The organism is Hydrogenophaga sp. (assembly GCF_035481345.1).
In the GTDB taxonomy this organism is placed as follows: Bacteria; Pseudomonadota; Gammaproteobacteria; order Burkholderiales; family Burkholderiaceae_C; genus Hydrogenophaga.
Genome location: NZ_DATIGV010000077.1, coordinates 55,585 through 69,921 on the forward strand (window position 1 = coordinate 55,585; position 14,337 = coordinate 69,921).

Sequence of the window (14,337 nt, forward strand, 5' to 3'; positions counted from 1 at the left end):
ACGCGGGGAAACCATGATCGCCGCCGCAACAGCGGGTCCCCGAGTGCATGCGCTCCGATCAGGCGCCGCTGAACACGCCGCCGTAGCGCTTGCGCAGCTCGTTCTTCTGCACCTTGCCCGTGCCGCCCACGGGCAGCGCGTCCAGGAACACCACGTCCTCGGGCACCCACCACTTGGCCACGCGCTCGCCCAGGAAGCCCAGGATTTCGTCCTTCTCCAGCGCGGCGCCGGGCTTGCGCACCAGCAGCAGCAGGGGCCGTTCGTCCCACTTGGGGTGCTTGATGCCGATGACGGCCGCCTGCGCCACGGCCGGGTGACCGGCGGCGGCATTCTCGAGGTCGATCGAGCTGATCCACTCGCCGCCGCTCTTGATCACGTCCTTGGTGCGGTCGCGGATGGTCATCACGCCGTCGGGCGCGATGGTGGCGATGTCGCCCGTGGGGAACCAGCCGTCCACCAGGGCCGTGCGATCGGCCTTGTAGTAGCGCTCCACGATCCACTGCCCGCGCACCATCAGCTCGCCCTGCGACGTACCGTCGCGCGGCAGCGTGGCGCCCCTCTCGTCGACCACCTTGATCTGAATGCCCGAGACCACCTTGCCCTGGCGTGCGACGAGGGCGTGGCGCTCCTCGGCCGGCTTCTCCCAATCGCTGGCGCTCAGATTGCTCAGCGTCGCGATGGCGGCGGTCTCGGTCATGCCCCAGCCGTGGCGAACCTCCACGCCGTAGACGTCGTTGAATTTCTCGATCAGCGCGCGCGGCATGGCCGAGCCGCCCACCGCCGTGCGGCGCATGGTCGAGAACCGCAAACCACCCTGCTCCACGTGCTGCAGCAGGCCCATCCAGATGGTGGGCACGCCGGCGCTGATGGTGACCTTCTCGGTCTCCATCAGCTCGTACAGGCTGGCGCCGTCCAGGCGCGGGCCGGGCAGCACCATGCGCGCGCCCGCGACCATGGCCGCGTACGGGATGCACCAGGCGTTGATGTGGAACATGGGCACCACCGGCAGCACGCTTTCGCGCGTGGACAGGCCCAGCACGTCTGGCAAGCAGGCCGTGGTGGCGTTGAGCACGATGGCGCGGTGCGAATACAGCACGCCCTTGGGGTTGCCCGTGGTGCCCGAGGTGTAGCAGAGCACCGCGCCGGTCTTCTCGTCGAATTCGGGCCAGTCGAAGGTCTCGGACTGGTTGGCGATCAGGTCTTCGTAGGCCAGCGGCTTGACCGCGCCGGCGGCCTCGGGCAGCTGCGCGGCGTCGCTCAGGCAGACCCAGGCCAACACCCGCGGGCACTTGTCCGCGATGGCCTGCACCAGCGGCATGAAGGTGCTGTCGAACAGCACCACGCGGTCCTCGGCGTGGTTGAGGATGTAGACCAGTTGTTCGGGGTGCAGGCGAGGGTTGCAGGTGTGCATCACCATGCCGCTGCCCGACACCGCGTAGTAGGCCTCCAGGTGGCGGTGGTTGTTCCAGGCGATGGAGGCCACCGCGTCGCCGGGCTGCAGGCCCAGGCCGCGCAGAGCATTGGCCAGTTGCTTTGCCCGCCGCGCGATCTGCGCGATGCTGAAGCGGACCGTGGGGCCGTGCGTCTCGCGCGACACGACTTGTTGTTCGGCGTGCTGCGTGGCGCTGTGTTCCAGCAGGCCCGAGATCAGCAGCGGGCGGTCCATCATGAGGCCGGGTTTGAGCATGGGGGTTTGTCTCCTGGTAGCGCTGGTTGCGCTTGTTGGTGTGGCCCGCCATTCTCATTCGAAGCCGGCGCCAGCGGACAAGGCCCCACGACCGCGCGCGCCGGTGCGATGATGGCGCCGCCCCACCCACCCGCCGATGGACGCCCTCCACCACCCCGCCTTCCAGAGCCTCGTGCAGCCCGCCTTGCTGTGCCTGGCCTGCCTGGGCCTGCTGCGCACGGCGCGCGCGCCCGCGCTGCGCCCCTGGTGGCCCATGGGCGGGGCCGTCGCGCTGGCGCTGACGTTGGCGCTGTGGCCCGGCCTGGTGTGGCCCACCACGGCGCAGGCGCACAAGCTGCCCTGGATCGCGCTGCTCGGCCTGCTGGCCATGCTGCCCGCGCTGCTGGGCTCGCGCGCCACGCGCAGCACCGACGCGCCCGCGCGGCCCTGGGGCCTGGGCGCGCTTGCCTGGCTGGGCGCCGCGGCCTGGCTGCTGGGCCCCGCGCCCACGCCAGGCCGGCTGTTGGCCGTGGCCGCGGGGGTGTTGCTGCTGGCCGTGCTGGCGTGGTCGCCCCGCGCGCCGCAGGCCGAGCCCACGGGGGCCGCGGGCTCGGCGGCCGCGCTGACGGTGGCGCTGCTGGGCCTGGCGGGGCTGGGCGGCCTGGGCGGCTCCCTGCTGCTGGCGCAGTTGGGCTTGGTGCTGGCGGTGTGCGCCGCCCTGCCCGGCCTGTGGATCTGGGCCCTGCCGCGTCCGGGCTTGCGCCTGTCGGCGGCCGCGCTGGTGCCGCTGGGTGTCGCCGGCCTGGCCCTGGCCTGCCTGGTGCACGCGGGCGGTCGAACACCGGCCGCTTCGCTGGCCTGGCTCGGCCTCTCGCTCACGGCGCCCTGGTGGCTGGCCGGGCTCGCCTGGAGCGCGCGCCACTGGCGCTGGCGCCCGCTGGTGGTAGCGCTGCTGGCCGCGCTGCCGGTGGCACTGGCCTTGTTCTGGCAGGCCGGCGCGGGCACCCCACCCACCGGCCCCGCTGCCAGCGAAACCGATGACCCTTACTACGCGCCGCGTTGGCAATAGCGAAAGCGGCATGACCCGTCCCCGCGAGCCCAGCCCCCCGACCCTGACCGACGTGCCGCGCGACTGGCCGGCGCTGTGGACGCGCCTGCTCGCCGCGCGCCTGGGCACGGCCCCGAGCGGCCACGCCGGGCCGGCCCTGAGCAACGGCGAAGGCTGGCGCCTGCAGGGCCGATTCAGCGCGCGCAGCGCCGAACTGTTCGCGCTGTACAAGCCGTTGCTGGACGCGCGCAGCGCCCACGACGGCCGGCCCTGGGTGGTGGCCCAGATGGGCCAGAGCCTGGACGGCTTCGTGGCCACCGCCACGGGCGATTCCTACTACGTGAATGGCGCGCACAGCCTGCTGCACCTGCACCGCCTGCGCGCGCTGTGCGACGCGGTGCTGGTGGGCGTGGGCACGGTGGCCATCGACGACCCGCAACTCACCACGCGCCGCGTGCCCGGCCCGAACCCGGTGCGCGTGCTGTTCGACCCGGCGGCCAGCCTCGACGGCCACTCGCGCGCGCTGCGCGACGGCCTGGCGCCCACGCTGTGGCTGTGCGACGAGCGCCACGCCCAGGCCGCGCGAGAGCGCTTGCCGCGCGGCCTGGGCGCGCCGGCCGAGGTGCTGGGCGTGGCCGAGCTGCTCGGCACTCCGGGCGACGGCCCGGACGTGCGGCGCGCCGTGGCCGCTCTGGCCGCACGCGGCCTGCGCGTGTTGTTCGTGGAAGGCGGTGGCGTCACGGTGTCGCGCTTCTTCGCGGCGGGCGCACTGCAGCGCCTGCACCTGGCGGTGGCGCCGGTGCTGGTGGGCCAGGGCCGGCGCGGCCTGCGGGTGCCGGCCCAGACGGTGATGGCCGACTGCCCTCGCCCGCCCGCGCACCGCGTGGCGCTGGGCGAGGACACGCTGTGGGACCTGGACCTGTCGGGCCTGGCGCCGCGCGCTTGAAGCCGCGACCCACGCAGCAGCGGAATGGGGGGGTCGATCAGGGCGCGGGCCAGGCCAGCAGATCGAGGTGACCCACGCGCAAGCTGCCCCAGTCGAGTTTGCGCATCCGGCGGGCCCGCCACGCCCGTATCAGCGGCGCTTGCGTCGGCTCCTGCTCGATCGCGGCGCGCGCGAAGCCTTCGATCATGGCGATCTTCATGGCCTGGTCCTCGCGCCTCACGTGCCAATCGCTGCGCCCCAGCGCCACCCGGTAACCGCGCTCGCGCAGCGCCTGCTTCAGCCAGGGCACGGCCCGCGCGCCCAACGCCGGCCCCAGGCCTTTGTCACGCCCCTGATGGGCGGCGAACAGCTCGCCGATCCAGGCGTCGTCGGCCACGGTCGGTGTCCAGTCGTGCCCCCCGTCCACGTTCAAGGCGAAGAACAGCGTGGCGCGCGCGTCGGTGGCGCGCCGCATCAGTTCGTCCAGCCACTCGGCCCCCGCCAGGTCCAGCAGCGCGGAGGCGGTGACCAGTTGCACCGCGTCCCAGGGCAGCGCCTGCAGCCCGTGCGCGAGTTCGGCCTCGCGGCGCAGCACGGTGGCGTCGAAGCGCACGCCGCGCCAGTGCCAGGGTTCGTCGAGCGGGACCGGCGCACCGGCCGACAGGGGCCAGGCGCTCAGCAGCGCCGCGTCGTGGTCCAGCGCCAGCCAGTGCTGCTCGCCGCCCAGGCGCGGCGCCAGCCAGCGCCAATTGGCCCCCGTGCCGCAGCCCAGGTCCATCACGCGCCAGGGGCCCGGCCCGGGCCGCAGGGTCCGCAAGCGCGCCACCAGCAGCGACGAGGATTCGCGCGCCGCCGCGTCGAAAGGCTCACGCAGCGCGAGCCAGTCGGCGCCGAAGGCCTCGGGGGTGCTCATGCGGGCGCTCCCATCACCGCCTCGATCACGGCGTCGAAGCGCGCCGCCTGCTCGGCCCACGAGGGCAATCGCCGGGCGGCCTGTCGCGCGCCCTCGGCCAGGCGGTCGCGCAGCGCGGCGTCGGTGATGACCTGGGCCAGCGCCTCGCGCCAGGCGGCTTCGTCGCCCGCAGGTGGCAGCAGGCCGGCCGCGGCCGGCACCGTGTGGGCCAGGGCGCCCGCGCGGCTCGCCACGACGGGCAGGCCGCGCAGCAGGGCCTCGTTGATCACCATGCCGAAGCCCTCGTACCGCGAGGCGAGCAAGAAGACGTCGGCCGCCGCGTAGCGCGCGTGCAGCGCCGCGTCGATCAGCTCGCCGTGCCAGACCACGCGCCCCGCGAGCGGCCCCGAGGCGGTGCTGGCGATCAGCTCGCTCGCGCAGGCCCTGTCGCGTTCGACGCTGCCCACGCAGTGCAGGGTCCAGTCCAGCTCGCTCAGGCCCGACAGCGCGCGCAGCAGCAGCGCGTGGTCCTTGCGCGGCGTCAGCGTGGCCACGCACAGCAGTTGCACACCGCCCGCCGTGGCGGGGCGCGGCAACGGTGGCGGCGGGTGATTGCCCGGCTCCACCACCGCGATCCGCGCGGGCGGCACGCCGAGATCGGCCACCTCGCGGGCGGTGGTGGCGCTGACCGCCACCACCTGGCGCACGTGCCGCAGCGCCTGCGTTTCCTGCTCGCGCAGCCGGCGCGCCTGCGCGGCGTCCAGCCCGGTTTCCAGGTGCAGCGGGTGGTGCACCAGCCCCAGCCAGCGCAGGCGGTGCGCGTGTGGCGCCACCTCGGCGTGCAGCGCGCCGAACGCCAGGCCATCGGCGATCACGCAGGCGCCATCGGGCAAGGCCGCGAAGGCCGCGCGCGCAGCCGCCCGCGTGGCCTCGCCCGGCCACGGCCAGTCGCCGTCCAGGCGCAGCAGCTCCACCGCGCGGCCGCGCGCGCGCAGCGCATCGAGCAGGTGCCGGTCGTAGGTGAAGCCGCCCGTGGGGGTGAGCGGATCCCCGGGCACCAGCATCACGCAGGGCGCGCCGGTGCCGCCGCCTGGCCGCGTTGCCGCTGTCGGGTTCGGCATCGCCGCGTGCACCGGCTCAGCCCGCCACCAGCGCCGCCTCGTACGCGGCCCAGGCCACGTGCGATTCCTGCAGGCTCACGCGCATGGCCGTGAGGCCACCCGAAGCGCCGCCGGGCACCGCGTGCGGGCCGAGTTCGCCCGCGGCGATGCGCCCCGCCAGACGCTGGAACAGCGCGTGCGCCAGGAATTCGGTGGTGGTGTTGCGGCCCGCGAACTCGGGCAACTCGTCGAGGTTGCGGAAGTTGAGCCGGGCAAGTTCCTCGCGCAGGACCTGACTGGCCAGGCCGATGTCGGCCACGATGCCGTCGGGGTCGAGCGCGGCGCGGCGCAGCTCCAGGTCGACCATGTAGGTGGCGCCGTGCAGGCGCTGCGCGGGCCCGAACACCTCGCCGCGGAAGCTGTGGGCGATCATGAAGTGGTCGCGGACGGTGATGCTGAACATGGTGGTGGCGTGGGTTTCAGGTGGGGTAGTCGATGCGCTGGCACAGGGTCTCGGTGTCTCCACCGGCCAGGCGCGCCAGTACGCGGGGCAGTTCGTCGAAGGGCGCGTGGTGGGTGATCAGGGCGTCGAGCACCGGATCGGTGAGCAGCGACAGCGCCAGCGCCAGCCGGCGCGCGTGGCTCCAGCGCGCGCGCTGCGCGGTGGCCACCTGCCCCACCTGCGAGCTGCGCAGCGTGAGGCGGCGCGCGTGAAAGGCCTCGCCCAGTGGCAGCGCCACCGGGCGCGTGCCGTACCAGCTCAGCTCCAGCACCGTGGCCTCGAAGCCGGCGAGTTGCAGGGCGGTGGCCAACCCGGCGGGTTGGCCGCTGGCGTGGACCACCAGATCGGCCTCGGGGCGCGCATCCTGCGGCAGCGCGAAACCCGCACCGAGCGCCTGCGCGATCGCCGCGCGCCCGGCCACCGGGTCCACCACCTGCACCTCGGTCCCCGGCAGGCGCGCGGCCAGCCAGGCCACCAGCAGGCCCAGCGTGCCACCGCCCACCACGGCGATGCGGTCGCCCAGGCGCGGGGCGGCGTCCCACAGGGCGTTGATGGCGGTCTCCAGGTTGGCGGCCAGCACGGCGCGCGCGGGCGGCACGCCGGGTGGCAGCGGCGTCACGGCCTCGGCGGGCACCTGGAACAGGGTCTGGTGCGGGTGCAGGCAGAACACCGCGCGGCCGAGCAGCTGCGCCGGGCCGGCCTCGACCACACCCACGGCGACGTAGCCGTACTTCACCGGCGCGGGGAACTCCCCGGCCTGAAACGGCGCGCGCATGCGCTGCGCTTCGCTGGCGGGCACTTGGCCGCGAAACACCAGGGTTTCGGTGCCCCGGCTGACGCCGCTGTGCAGGCAACGCACGCGCACCTGGCCCTCAGGCAGCGGCGGCAGATCTTCGGTGCGGATCTCGGCGCGCGACGGGCCGGTGACCCAGCAGGCCCGGGCGGTGGTGGTGTGTGCGGCGTCGGTCAAGGTGAGGTGGGCGGTTCGATCGGCATCGGGCGCAAAGAGGGCTTGCGTCCGCGCGCCATCGCGAGGAACCTCGCGGTACTCCGTTCATCTTAGATGGCCCACCGCAGCACCGCCATGAACCCCGCCGCCGCGACCGCCCCAGCACCGGACCAGGCCCTGCGACTCGATGCCGCTCGAGCCCTGGCCGGCGCGGCGCTGGCGCTGCTGGCCGTGGCCGCCACCGTGGGCTGGTGGGCCGGCCTGGGCGCGGACTACACGCTCAAGGCCCTGCTGGTCTACGCCCTGGGCGCCGCGCTGGTGTGGCGCGGCCTGGCACTCGGTGGCCACCCGCACGCGCGCTTCGGCGCGGCCAACCGCGTCACGCTGGGGCGCCTGGGCGGCATGGCGCTGGTGGCCGCGCTGCTGGGCGAGGCCGTGCCCGCCGCGCCGCCCGCGGCGCAGCCGGTGGGCGGCTGGGCGCTCATCGTCTTCGCCACCGCCGTGGCGGTGCTGGACGCGGCCGACGGCGCCCTGGCCCGCCGCCAGGGCCTGGCCAGCCGCTTCGGCGCGCGCTTCGACATGGAAACCGACGCCGCCTTCATGCTGGTGCTGTGCGCGCTGGTGTGGCAGGCCGGCCAGGCGGGGGCCTGGGTGCTGGGCTCGGGCCTGATGCGCTACGCCTTCGTGGCCGCCGCCGCCTTCCTGCCCTGGCTGGCCGGCCCGCTGCCGCCCAGCGTGCGCCGGCAGGCGGTGTGCGTGGTGCAGATCACCGCCCTCATCGTCTGCCTGGGGCCCATCGTGCCCGCGCCGCTGGCCTCGGCCATCGCCGCGCTGGGCCTGCTGCTGCTGGCCACCTCCTTCGCCATCGACATCCGCTACCTCCAGCGCCACCTCGCACGCCAACGCCACCCCCAACGGGAGAACCGCGCATGACCACCCCTTCGCTCAAGCGCCGCGGCCTGCTCGCGGGCGCCGCCCTGGCCGCCGGCCTGCTCGGCGCGCCGCTGCTGGCCCAGGCCCAGGCGCCGCGCTACGAGATCGACCCCGACCACTTCACCGTGGCCTTCCTCGTCGATCACATCGGCTACGCCAAGGTGCTGGGCACGTTTCGCGCGGCGCGCGGCAGCTACCGCTTCGACGAGGCCAGCGGCACGCTGTCGGAGGTGCGCATCGAGGTGGACACCGCCAGCGTGTTCACCAACCAGCGCAAGCGCGACGAGCACCTCAAGGGGCCGGACTTCCTCAACAGCGGCGAATTCCCGCGCATGGTGTTCACCGCCAGCGGCGCCAGGCGCCTGGCCGAGCGCCGCTTCGAGATCGCCGGCCAGCTCGAGCTGCTCGGCAAGTCGCAGCCGCTCACGCTGACGGCCACCTGGAACAAGAGCGCCGAGTCGCCGCTGGGCGGCATCGGGCGCAAGCCCTACGTGATGGGCGTGTCCGCGCGCGGCAGCTTCCGCCGCGGCGCCTATGGCATGAACTACGCGCTGGACAACGGCTGGGTCGGCGACACGGTCGATCTCATCATCGAATTCGAGGCGGTGCGCCAGTGAGCGCCGCCGGGCCGTGCGAAGCACGGAGGGCAGCCCCGTGACGGCGGCGGGCTGGCTGCGCGTCGCCCTGGCGTTCGTCGTCCTCAACACGCTGTTCACTTTCGAGAACCGCTGGCCCGGGCTGGGCGTGCGCTACATGCCCCGCCTGTCCTTCGAGCTGTGCCTGGGCCTGGCGCTGCTGGCGGGCTGGGTGGCCTGGCGCGGCGCGCTGTCGGGGCGCGCGGCCACGGGCCTGGCGCTGGGTGTCGTGGCCCTGGTGGCGGTGCGGTATGTCGACGTGACCGCGCCCGCGCTGATGGGGCGGCCGGTGAACGTGTACTGGGACGGTCGGCACGCGCTGGACCTGATCGAGGTCGCGGCGCGGTCCTGGTCGTGGTGGCACGTGGCGGGGGCTGCGGTGGTCCTGCTGCTGGGCGCGGCGCTGCTGGTGGCCGTGGCGCGCCGGGCCATCGGCGAGCTGGCGCGCGCGATGGGCAGCGCCGCACTGCGGCGCGGCAGCCTGGGGTCAACCGCGGCCCTGGCGCTGTGCTTCGCGGCCTACGTGCCCGACCAGCGCGACACGCGCTGGTTCTTCTCGCTGCCGCTGGCGCCCACGGTGTGGAACCAGGCCACGCTGCTCGCCCAGGTGCTGTGGCCCGGGCATGGCGAGGCGGCGCTGGGTCACGGCCCGGCCTTCGACACCGACGTGCAATCCTTGCGCGACGCGCGCGGCGCGGCCGACGTGGTGCTGCTGTTCGCCGAGTCCTACGGCGCCGTCACGCTGGACGATCCCGCGCTCGATGAGGCACTGGCGCCGTCGCGCGATCGGCTGCGGAGTGCCCTGGCCGCCAGCGGCCGCCAGGTCGTCTCGGCGCGCGTGCGCGCGGCCACCTTCGGCGGGGCCTCGTGGCTCTCGCACGCCAGCCTGCTCTCGGGCATCGCCATCACCGATCCGGCGCGCCACCAGCTGCTGCTGACCAGCGAGCGGCCCACGCTGGTGAGCCACTTCGCGCGGCACGGCTACCGCACCGTGGGCTGGATGCCCGGCATCAAACGCCCCTGGCCCGAGGGCGCGTTCTACGGCTTCGAGCGCTTCGCGGACGATCCGCGCCTGGGCTATCAGGGCCCGGACATCGGCTACTGGCGCATCCCCGACCAGGTGGCGATGGCGCTGCTGCACGAACAGGAGCTGAGCGCGCCGGCGGCCACGCGCCGGCCCGTGTTCGCGGTGTTTCCCACGGTCAGCACGCACGCGCCCTTCGAGCCGCTGCCGATGGTGCTGGACGAGCCGCTGCGGGCTCCACCCGCCGAGGCCTCGGGCCAATCGCCTGACACGGGGTACGCCGCCAGCCTGCGCTACCAGTTCGACTGGCTCGCGCGCCACCTCGAACGCACGGCCGACAGCCGCCAGGTGCTGATCGTGGTGGGCGACCACCAGCCGCCCGGTGGCGTGGCGGGGCGCGACGCTTCATGGGACGTGCCGGTGCACGTGATCACCAGCGACCCGGCGCTGGCCCGGCGCTTCGAGGCCCTGGGCTTCACGCCCGGCTTGCGCCCCGCGCCCACGGCCTTGGGCGCGATGCACGAGCTCACGCGGTGGTTGCTGCTGGCCTTCGACGGGCGCGCGGAGCCCCATTGATCCCAGCCCTCGGGCCGCACGCCCTTCAGCGCTGATCGGCACGCAGGCGTCGGCCTGTCACCACGTCCCGCAGGGCCGCCGCCTGCGGCGACAAGCCGCGCTTGGCCGGCCGCAGCACCACCAGCGAGCGAGATAGGGTGGGCCGGCCGATGGGCTTGGCCACCAACTGCCGGGATTCGATCAAGGGCCGCAAGGCCACCGTCAACACCGCCAGGCCCAGGCCGGCATGCACGAGTCCCGCCATGGTCCAGGGGAGCGATACCTCGTGGACGTAGTTCAGCCGAACCCCTTCACGCGCAAGGCGCAGGTCCAGGTGGCGACGCACGGGGTTTTCCGGCAAGGGGCCGATGATGGGATGCTCGGCCACCTGGCGCCATTCCAGCGAGCGGCGCCGCGCGAGCGGGTGCCCCGGCGGCAACGCCGCGATGTACTGGTCCGAATAGAACGGTGTCGCGCTGAGGTCGGAGCGGGCATCGGTTTCCGTGGCGATGCCCAGGTCCGCCACGCCGTTGCGCACCAGCTCGTGCACCTGCTGCTCGGGCACGTCGTGCACCGTCACTTTCACCCCGGGGTGCGCGTCCTGGAACTCATGAAGGAGCGGCGGCAGCAGGTACGCGCATTGGGCGGTCGGCGCGGCGATCGACACCCGCCCCGTGGCCAAGCCCTGCAGGTCGCGGGCGCTGGCCACCAGACGGTCCCATTCGTTGACCATGCGGCTGGCGTCGGGCAGCAGCGCCGCCCCGCTCGCCGTCAGGCGGCACTGGCGCGTGTGGCGATCGAACAGGCGGGTGCCCAGCAGCGCCTCGAGCTTGCCCACGGCGGCGCTCAACACCGACTGCGACAGATCCAGCCGCTCGGCCGCGCGGGTGAAGTGCCCGGTTTCGGCGACGGCCACGAACGCGCGCAGTTCGCGCAGGTAGTCCTTCATTGCTGTCCTCGGTGCAACAGGCAGCCCATCTGAGTGATCCGGTTTTCAGATCAATTGATCGGATTGTGGCCATTTTCATCCACACGACGCGAACCTAAGCTGCGCCCGTTCACCACCCCTGACTCACCACCATGAATCTCCCCCTGCTCCTGTGCCGCCGCACGCTGTTGCGCGTCGGCGCGGCCTCGACCCTGGGTGCCGTCGGCCTGACGCGTGCCCAGGACCTCACCCGCGTGCGCTTCACGCTCGACTGGCGCGTCGACGGCCCGGGTGCCATCGTGCTGCTGGCGCAGGCCAAAGGCTACTTCGCGCAGGAAGGACTCGACGTGGTCATCGACGCCGGCAACGGGTCCGCCGCGGCGGTGCAGCGTCTGGCCTCGGGCACCCACGACGTCGGCTTCGCCGACACGAGCGCCCTGGTGGAATTCCAGTCAGCCAACCCCACGGCGCCGCGCCTGCAAGGCATCTACATGCTGATGGAGCGCATCCCCGCCACCGTGTTCGCGCTCAAATCCTCGGGCATCGCCACGCCGGCCGACCTGCGCGGCAAGAAGCTGGCCGCGCCGGTCTTCGACGCCGGCCGCAAGGCCTGGCCGCTGTTCGCCAGAGCCAACGGACTGGATCCGGCGGCCGTGACCTGGACCAACGTCGACCCGGCGCTGCGCGAAACCCTGCTCATCAAGGGCGACGCCGATGCCATCACGAGCTTCTACTACACCGGCCTGCTGACGCTGGAGGCGCGCGGTGTCAAACCCGAGGAGCTCGTGACCTTCCGCTACGCCGACCACGGCGTCAATCTCTACGGCAACGCCGTGGTCGTGACCGCTGCCTTCGCGGCCGCCCACCCGCAGGCTGTGCGTGGCTTTCTGCGGGCGCTCAACCGCGGCATCAAGGACTGCATCGCCGACCCGAAGGCCGCCACTCGTTACGTCAAGCTGCGCGAGCCGGTGGTGGACATCGCGGTGGAGGAACGCCGCTTGCGCCACTTCCTGGACCACTTCGTGGCCACGCCATCGGTGCGCGCAGCCGGTCTTGGGGGCGTGGACGAAGCCCGACTGAGATCCAACCTGGCCCAGGTGGTGGAATCGCTCGCGCTCAAGCAGGCGGTGGATGCGGGCCAACTGTTCAGCAACGCCTACCTGCCGCCGTTGGCCGAGCGAAAGCTGTGAGCGTGCAGACCACGCCCGCCCCGTTCATCCTCGGCGCCTGGTACGCGGCTGCCGAATCGGCCGAACTCGACGCCACCCACCCGAAGCCCCTGGCCCGCACCGTGCTCGAACAGCGCCTGGTGCTGTTTCGCGACGGACAGGGCCGCGCGGGGGCGCTGCGCGACCGTTGCCCGCACCGCTTCGCGCCGCTGTCGCTGGGGCAACAGGTCCAGGACGGCATCGCCTGCCCTTACCACGGACTGGTGTTTGGCACCGATGGCGCCTGCCGGCGCGCACCCGGGCAGGACAGGCCGCCGCCCGCCGCCCGGGTCGACGCGTTCCGCGTGCTCGAGGCCTACGGTCTGGTGTTCGTCTGGATGGGCGACCCCGAGGACGCCGACCCCGGCGAACTCGTGGAGATCGCACAGTACGGCGCGCCGGGCTGGGGCCTCTCGCGCGGCTACGACCTGTTCGGTGCCTGCTGGCAGAACATTGCCGACAACCTGGTCGACCCGGCGCACACCAGCTTCGTGCACCAGCGCACCATCGGCAACGACGCCGGCAACGAGGTGCGTGTGGGCGCGACCGAGGAGGCCGGTGTGATCCGCGCGGGCCGATGGGTGGACAACGCGCCAGCGGTACCGGTGGTGCGGCGCTACACCGGCTGCGAGGGCCCGATGGACCGCTGGCAGTTCTACAACTACCGGCTCCCCTGCACCTCGTGGGTGGACTTCGGCTCCTTCGAGGCGGGCCGTCCGCACACCGCCGAGGAACAGGAGCGCGCGCCCTACCGGGTGCTGTCCTACGCCTTCCTGACACCGCAGACCCGCAACAGCACCCACTACTTCTCGTTCCAGTTGCGCAACTTCTCGGTCGACGACGAAGCCACCACGCGCGAGTTCGAATCGCTTTACAAGCTCACCTTCGGCGAAGACAAGGAATTGCTGGAAGCCATCCAGCGCGAGGAAGACGCCTGCCCCGGCCTGGTACCTGTGCGCATGGCCACGGACACCGGCGTGGTGCGCCTGCGCCGGCGCATCGCCGAGATGAGCCGCGCGGGCGGCGGCGCCGGGTCATGAGCGATGCCAGGCGTGCACGTCACCCGACGGCGCGTCCGCCGGCAAGGCCCGCAGCCATTCACGCATCGCGTCAGCACTTTCACCGTCCGGCCGCAGCAGACGCTGCCGCTCGCCCAGCGACACCGCGTAGTGATAGGCCCCCTCGCCCGCCAGCGCCTCCAGCCGATCGATGCACCCCAGCGCCACCTCGCGCACGGCCGGCACGAACTCGAAGGACAGCGCGGACAGGGGTTGGCTCAGCCCCAGCAGCACCTCCAGCTCGAAGCCCTCCACGTCGATCTTCACGAAGTCCGGCACGCCGTGTTGCGCGATGAGCGCGTCCAGCGTGCTCACGTCCACCAGGGGCCCCGGCTCCCAGCGCACGCCCTGGAACGACGGCGCCGCCCCCGCGCGCGACACGAAATCACCCGACAGCGTGGCCACCGTGGGCGTGCGCGGGCTCGCCATCAGCCGCGCCTGCCCGCTCTCGCGGCCCAGGGCCTGTTCCAGCACCAGCACCGACGGATCGCCCCCGAAGCGCCGCCGCAGCATCCGCGCGAAATCCGGCTGCGGCTCCAGCGCCACCACGCGCGCACCCAGTTGGCGAAACGCCGCCACACGATTGCCCGCGTGCGCGCCCACGTCAAAGGCCAGGCCGCCCGCCGGCACGAAGCGGCGATAGAAGCGCCGCAACTGCGCACCGCGCCAGGGAATGGCGCGGTAGATCAGCAGCGAGCGCAGCAGGCCCAGCGTACTTGTCCAGCGCATGCGCGGCGTCTTCATCGCACCACTGTATCGGCTGCCGGGCTCGCGCTGGGGTGACATGAACACCACCCTGGGTGGCACAAGCGCGTCGGATCTGGCCGATGCCTTGTGGTAATCTGCCACAAATTGCCACGCATACCATGTCCTCGAATTCCATCCGCATCGGCACGGCGCTCTTCGACAGCGCC

The 14,337-nt window shown here is 73.1% G+C and carries 14 protein-coding genes; 7 read left to right on the top strand and 7 right to left on the bottom strand.

The genetic code is table 11. The features are described 5' to 3' along the window. Positions 1–58 precede the first annotated feature (58 nt). On the bottom strand, positions 59–1,687 hold the full coding sequence (locus VLG41_RS07950) for a long-chain-fatty-acid--CoA ligase (protein ID WP_325348853.1): 1,629 nt from the start codon (positions 1,685–1,687) through the stop codon (positions 59–61). A 136-nt stretch (positions 1,688–1,823) separates the two neighbouring features. Here VLG41_RS07950 and VLG41_RS07955 point away from each other — a divergent pair, with 136 nt between their 5' ends. Then, positions 1,824–2,735: a hypothetical protein gene (locus tag VLG41_RS07955; protein ID WP_325348854.1), complete on the top strand. Its 912-nt coding sequence runs from the start codon at positions 1,824–1,826 to the stop codon at positions 2,733–2,735. A 10-nt stretch (positions 2,736–2,745) separates the two neighbouring features. Beyond that, on the top strand, positions 2,746–3,660 hold the full coding sequence (locus VLG41_RS07960; RefSeq protein WP_325348855.1) for a RibD family protein: 915 nt from the start codon (positions 2,746–2,748) through the stop codon (positions 3,658–3,660). Positions 3,661–3,697: 37 nt separating this feature from the next. On the opposite strand, the gene VLG41_RS07965 is transcribed toward VLG41_RS07960, so the two are convergent. The 4 genes from VLG41_RS07965 to VLG41_RS07980 are packed head-to-tail and all read right to left on the bottom strand — an operon-like array spanning position 3,698 to position 7,103. Then, positions 3,698–4,552, bottom strand: a complete 855-nt coding sequence (locus VLG41_RS07965; RefSeq protein ID WP_325348856.1) for a class I SAM-dependent methyltransferase — start codon at positions 4,550–4,552, stop codon at positions 3,698–3,700. Then, positions 4,549–5,652, bottom strand: a complete 1,104-nt coding sequence (locus tag VLG41_RS07970) for a glycosyltransferase family 4 protein (RefSeq protein ID WP_325348857.1) — start codon at positions 5,650–5,652, stop codon at positions 4,549–4,551. Before VLG41_RS07970 ends, VLG41_RS07965 begins: the two co-directional genes overlap by 4 nt. A gap of 16 nt (positions 5,653–5,668) precedes the next feature. After that, positions 5,669–6,094 (bottom strand): 6-carboxytetrahydropterin synthase, encoded by a 426-nt coding sequence (locus tag VLG41_RS07975; protein WP_325348858.1) that lies wholly within the window; start codon positions 6,092–6,094, stop codon positions 5,669–5,671. Between the two features lie 16 nt (positions 6,095–6,110). Next, the gene (locus tag VLG41_RS07980; protein ID WP_325348859.1) at positions 6,111–7,103 is read right to left on the bottom strand and encodes a zinc-binding alcohol dehydrogenase; all 993 of its coding nucleotides are present in this window, start codon (positions 7,101–7,103) and stop codon (positions 6,111–6,113) included. A 114-nt stretch (positions 7,104–7,217) separates the two neighbouring features. Here VLG41_RS07980 and VLG41_RS07985 point away from each other — a divergent pair, with 114 nt between their 5' ends. From VLG41_RS07985 to VLG41_RS07995, 3 genes are read left to right on the top strand one after another with little or no spacing between them, the layout of a single operon-like run. After that, on the top strand, positions 7,218–8,015 hold the full coding sequence (locus tag VLG41_RS07985) for a CDP-alcohol phosphatidyltransferase family protein (RefSeq protein WP_325348860.1): 798 nt from the start codon (positions 7,218–7,220) through the stop codon (positions 8,013–8,015). Next, complete coding sequence (locus tag VLG41_RS07990) at positions 8,012–8,632, top strand: YceI family protein (protein ID WP_325348861.1); 621 nt, start codon at positions 8,012–8,014, stop codon at positions 8,630–8,632. Before VLG41_RS07985 ends, VLG41_RS07990 begins: the two co-directional genes overlap by 4 nt. A gap of 13 nt (positions 8,633–8,645) precedes the next feature. Then, positions 8,646–10,250, top strand: coding sequence for a hypothetical protein (locus tag VLG41_RS07995; RefSeq protein ID WP_325348862.1), 1,605 nt, complete (start codon positions 8,646–8,648; stop codon positions 10,248–10,250). Positions 10,251–10,275: 25 nt separating this feature from the next. Here the strand turns inward: VLG41_RS07995 and VLG41_RS08000 are convergent, their stop codons facing one another. Then, positions 10,276–11,178 carry a LysR family transcriptional regulator gene (locus VLG41_RS08000; RefSeq protein WP_325348863.1) on the bottom strand — a complete coding sequence of 301 codons (903 nt, stop codon included), beginning with the start codon at positions 11,176–11,178 and terminating at the stop codon, positions 10,276–10,278. 131 nt (positions 11,179–11,309) lie between these two features. On the opposite strand from VLG41_RS08000, the gene VLG41_RS08005 reads away from it, so the two are divergent. Both VLG41_RS08005 and VLG41_RS08010 read left to right on the top strand, forming a co-directional pair. Further along, positions 11,310–12,347, top strand: coding sequence for an ABC transporter substrate-binding protein (locus tag VLG41_RS08005; protein WP_325348864.1), 1,038 nt, complete (start codon positions 11,310–11,312; stop codon positions 12,345–12,347). 2 nt (positions 12,348–12,349) lie between these two features. Further along, positions 12,350–13,405 (top strand): aromatic ring-hydroxylating dioxygenase subunit alpha, encoded by a 1,056-nt coding sequence (locus tag VLG41_RS08010; protein ID WP_325348865.1) that lies wholly within the window; start codon positions 12,350–12,352, stop codon positions 13,403–13,405. Here the strand turns inward: VLG41_RS08010 and VLG41_RS08015 are convergent. Beyond that, positions 13,400–14,167, bottom strand: a complete 768-nt coding sequence (locus tag VLG41_RS08015) for an FkbM family methyltransferase (protein ID WP_325348866.1) — start codon at positions 14,165–14,167, stop codon at positions 13,400–13,402. The genes VLG41_RS08010 and VLG41_RS08015 overlap by 6 nt on opposite strands. Between the last annotated feature and the right edge of the window lie 170 nt (positions 14,168–14,337).

What these genes read in the sequence shown, in the direction of transcription:
- VLG41_RS07965 (WP_325348856.1), bottom strand. Translation starts at nt 4,552, where the DNA reads ATGAGCACCCCCGAGGCCTTCGGCGCCGACTGGCTCGCGCTGCGTGAG.
- VLG41_RS07985 (WP_325348860.1), top strand. Translation starts at nt 7,218, where the DNA reads ATGAACCCCGCCGCCGCGACCGCCCCAGCACCGGACCAGGCCCTGCGA.
- VLG41_RS08015 (WP_325348866.1), bottom strand. Translation starts at nt 14,167, where the DNA reads ATGAAGACGCCGCGCATGCGCTGGACAAGTACGCTGGGCCTGCTGCGC.
- VLG41_RS07970 (WP_325348857.1), bottom strand. Translation starts at nt 5,652, where the DNA reads ATGCCGAACCCGACAGCGGCAACGCGGCCAGGCGGCGGCACCGGCGCG.
- VLG41_RS07955 (WP_325348854.1), top strand. Translation starts at nt 1,824, where the DNA reads ATGGACGCCCTCCACCACCCCGCCTTCCAGAGCCTCGTGCAGCCCGCC.
- VLG41_RS07960 (WP_325348855.1), top strand. Translation starts at nt 2,746, where the DNA reads ATGACCCGTCCCCGCGAGCCCAGCCCCCCGACCCTGACCGACGTGCCG.
- VLG41_RS08000 (WP_325348863.1), bottom strand. Translation starts at nt 11,178, where the DNA reads ATGAAGGACTACCTGCGCGAACTGCGCGCGTTCGTGGCCGTCGCCGAA.
- VLG41_RS08005 (WP_325348864.1), top strand. Translation starts at nt 11,310, where the DNA reads ATGAATCTCCCCCTGCTCCTGTGCCGCCGCACGCTGTTGCGCGTCGGC.
- VLG41_RS07990 (WP_325348861.1), top strand. Translation starts at nt 8,012, where the DNA reads ATGACCACCCCTTCGCTCAAGCGCCGCGGCCTGCTCGCGGGCGCCGCC.
- VLG41_RS07975 (WP_325348858.1), bottom strand. Translation starts at nt 6,094, where the DNA reads ATGTTCAGCATCACCGTCCGCGACCACTTCATGATCGCCCACAGCTTC.
- VLG41_RS07950 (WP_325348853.1), bottom strand. Translation starts at nt 1,687, where the DNA reads ATGCTCAAACCCGGCCTCATGATGGACCGCCCGCTGCTGATCTCGGGC.